The organism is Ancylobacter lacus (genome assembly GCF_018390635.1).
In the GTDB taxonomy this organism is placed as follows: Bacteria; Pseudomonadota; Alphaproteobacteria; order Rhizobiales; family Xanthobacteraceae; genus Ancylobacter; species Ancylobacter lacus.
The window spans coordinates 1-2,931 of sequence record NZ_JAHBGE010000017.1 but is presented as its reverse complement, the minus strand read 5'-3'; the positions used below and the strand labels follow the sequence as shown (position 1 = coordinate 2,931).

Genomic DNA, 2,931 nt, shown 5'->3' with positions numbered 1-2,931 from the left:
GTTGACGGAGGCCTGAATGGCGGATGGACAGCCGACCGATACCCTGCCGACCTCACCTCTGGTCGACAGCGTCCTTGGCAACGTGACGACGGGGGGCACGACCGCGGTTGTGCAGGTGCCGGTCGGTGCGCTGGCGCGACAGGTGGCGCTCGATCCCAATCTGGATGACGGGCTGACCGCGGCGGTGGCCACGGCGACGACGGCGGCCGGCACAGCGACCACCGCGGCCGGTACGGCGACAGCCGCCGCGGCGACGGCATCGGGCGCGGCGCTGACGGCGGCTTCGACCAATGCCAGGATTTACGCCGACGAACCCACCGGGCGGGCCGCTGTGGTCAACGGGGCGTCATTCGATGTGCAGGGCTCGGACAATGTTGCGATCCGCCGCTACGTGCGGGTGTCGAGCGCCGCATCCACCCTGGTCGCGGAATACCCCACGGCGGCGATGATCGACGCTCGCACCTCGCCCGATATCGCCACCGAGACATTCTACACGCTCGATCCCGCCGCGCCCCCTCTTGTTGTGGTCGACGCGAATTCACGGATCCTCGGAGACATCGAGCCGGACGGTGCGGCGGCGGCGGTGGCCGCCGAGGTGGCCGCGGCGCGCGGATCGCGGGCGTCGCTGTCGGACCGGCTGGCTCCACTGCTCGCTTCGACCGGCTACGCCAACACGGTCTATCACCGGCGCGACAATCTGCGCGACTGGCCGGGCCGGTTGATGAAAGCGGAACAGGGCTACGGGCTCGCGGTCATGGCCGCGATGAGCGATAGCTGGGGCGAGCGCTACAACCCCGGCTGGACCGAATTTTTCACGCGCTCAATGCAGGCCCGCCACGGCGATGGCGGGCTGGGGTGGGTGCCACTCTCGGCCAACGCCCGGGCGGCCATGGGGCTGGCTCCGACCATTACCGGCTCTTGGACGACCACGACAGGCGCGGCGGCGCGCGGTCCCGATCTCAAGGAAATCACGAGCTCAACGACTGGTGACCGTATCACCATCGCGGTCACGGCCAACCACACGCGCAACCGCCTCATGTACGTGAAGAAATCGGGCGGCGGCTCGTTCAGGTACAGCCAGGATGGCGGATCGACCTGGGTGGCTACGGTCGACACGTCGAACGGTTCGGAGGATCTTGGCATCATCGATTTGGTGCCGCCGACCGGCGCGCACACCTTCATGGTCGAGGTGGTCAGTGGCAGCGTCACGATGCTCGGCTGTTATCTCTCCAAGGTGGCCGGCGTCGTGGTTCATCGTATCGCGCTTTCGGGCACCCGCGCCGACCAGTGGGCCACCACGCAGGCGACCCGGCGGCTGGCGTGGACCGCGCTGCAGATGGACCTCGTCCAGATCGGTCAGTTCGGGACGAATGAGCGGACAGCCGGCACCTCTGCCGCGACGTTCAAGAGCGCCTACCAGACCCTGATCACCGACCTCCGTGCCGCCGTCAGCACACGCGATCTCGTGCTGTCGGTCAGCCCGGACTCATTCGGCTCCGGCAGCGTAGCCATGGCCGACTATCAGGCCGCGATCATGGACCTTGTCTACGACGGCAGCCTGCGGGTGGCCGGCATCGACGTGCAACGCGCGTTCGGCGCCAAAGCCGATTATGGCGGGGGATCGTCCCGCATTTTCATCAACGAAGGCACCGACCCGATCCATCTGACAACCGCCGGGTATTGGGCGCTTTCGGGCCTCCATCTCGGGCTTTATTCGCGAGGGACTTACTGATGCCGGTGCAAGCAATCACGGTTCAGCGGATCAAGGCTCGAACCGAGGCGAGCGGCGCCAAGCTATGGGCTCATCCGACGTGGAAAGGAATAGGCAGCGGCCCGCTGATGGGTTTCGACTTCGCTCACGCGCCGTTCTACCCGCGCCAGGGAACGCCGGTTCAGGGCGATCTTTTGGTCGATATCGCGCGCAAATCGAATGGCGTGTTCCAGATACCGACCGCGCAGGCCAATACCCCGCGCTTTGTTGGCGGCGGCATCGAGTGGAGCGGTCTGGCGAGCACGGCGCAGGGGACGGTCGGCGTCGAGACGGGGAGCGGCGCCGCACTCGACATCGCGACGGGCGGAAATCAGTACTTCCTGTTGTGTCTCTACGTCCGGCTCCCAGACACGACGGCGTGGCCGCTCGTGAACGGGTCAATAACGCCGTGGATCGATTTTTCGACACCTGGCATCTCATCCACCTACCAGAACAGCCCCTCACTCATCGCAATCGGGCCGTGGCCGAACGCCAGCAATCGGCGGGTCGCCTTTATTCGACAGACCACGGCCGCTGGTGCCGCGGTCACCTCCTATGTTTTGCTACCGACCTACCCGGCCGGTGAGTTCGCTCAGATCGCCTATTACCGCACCGCCAGCGGCGCAACGGTGCATGTGCGTACCGCGTCGACAGGTATCCTGGGAGGCACGGACGTAGTTGGGGCTGAAAACGCGCTCGATCTGACCAACGTCGTGGCAAAGATCGGCCCGCGCAGCGCGTTCTCCAATCTGGCAACGTCTTCGATCAAGACACTTTACGCCGGCATGCGCCAGTACACCATCTTCATTGAAAACCTGCGTCTCACCGGCCGCGATCCGGCGGCCGTGCTCGACGCCGACTGGAACTTCATGCAGCAGCGGATCGCGGCGGGCGATATCAACCCAGCAGCAGCGTGACGGGGTCCGGGTTTCCCCGGCCGCGGGCCTGAGTTTGGCCACCTGACCCGCGGAGCAGTGCACACACATGACTGCCACCCCGCCCCAGGCTCTGTCGAGCGGGCACAGGGTGGCGCAGATGGTGTTAACGGACTATGGAGGACGTCAGATGCGGATGCGGTGCTCTGCTGCTCCGCGCGGGACGGGGAGCGATCCGCGGATCCGTCCAGATCAAATGCCGCCGCTGCGGCGCCATCAATCATCTGAGGCCAACAGAGCCCGCAC

Annotated in this window: 3 protein-coding genes; all 3 read left to right on the top strand. The window is 66.1% G+C overall.

Annotated features, from left to right (window positions below; all coding sequences use genetic code 11):
• The first annotated feature begins 16 nt into the window (after positions 1–16).
• Positions 17–1,732 carry an SGNH/GDSL hydrolase family protein gene (locus KHC27_RS04665; protein WP_213335657.1) on the top strand — a complete coding sequence of 572 codons (1,716 nt, stop codon included), beginning with the start codon at positions 17–19 and terminating at the stop codon, positions 1,730–1,732.
• Positions 1,732–2,667 (top strand): hypothetical protein, encoded by a 936-nt coding sequence (locus KHC27_RS04660; protein ID WP_213335655.1) that lies wholly within the window; start codon positions 1,732–1,734, stop codon positions 2,665–2,667. Before KHC27_RS04665 ends, KHC27_RS04660 begins: the two co-directional genes overlap by 1 nt.
• Before the next feature lie 134 nt (positions 2,668–2,801).
• A partial coding sequence (locus KHC27_RS22080) for a Com family DNA-binding transcriptional regulator (RefSeq protein WP_213335659.1) occupies positions 2,802–2,931 on the top strand: 130 nt, incomplete at its 3' end.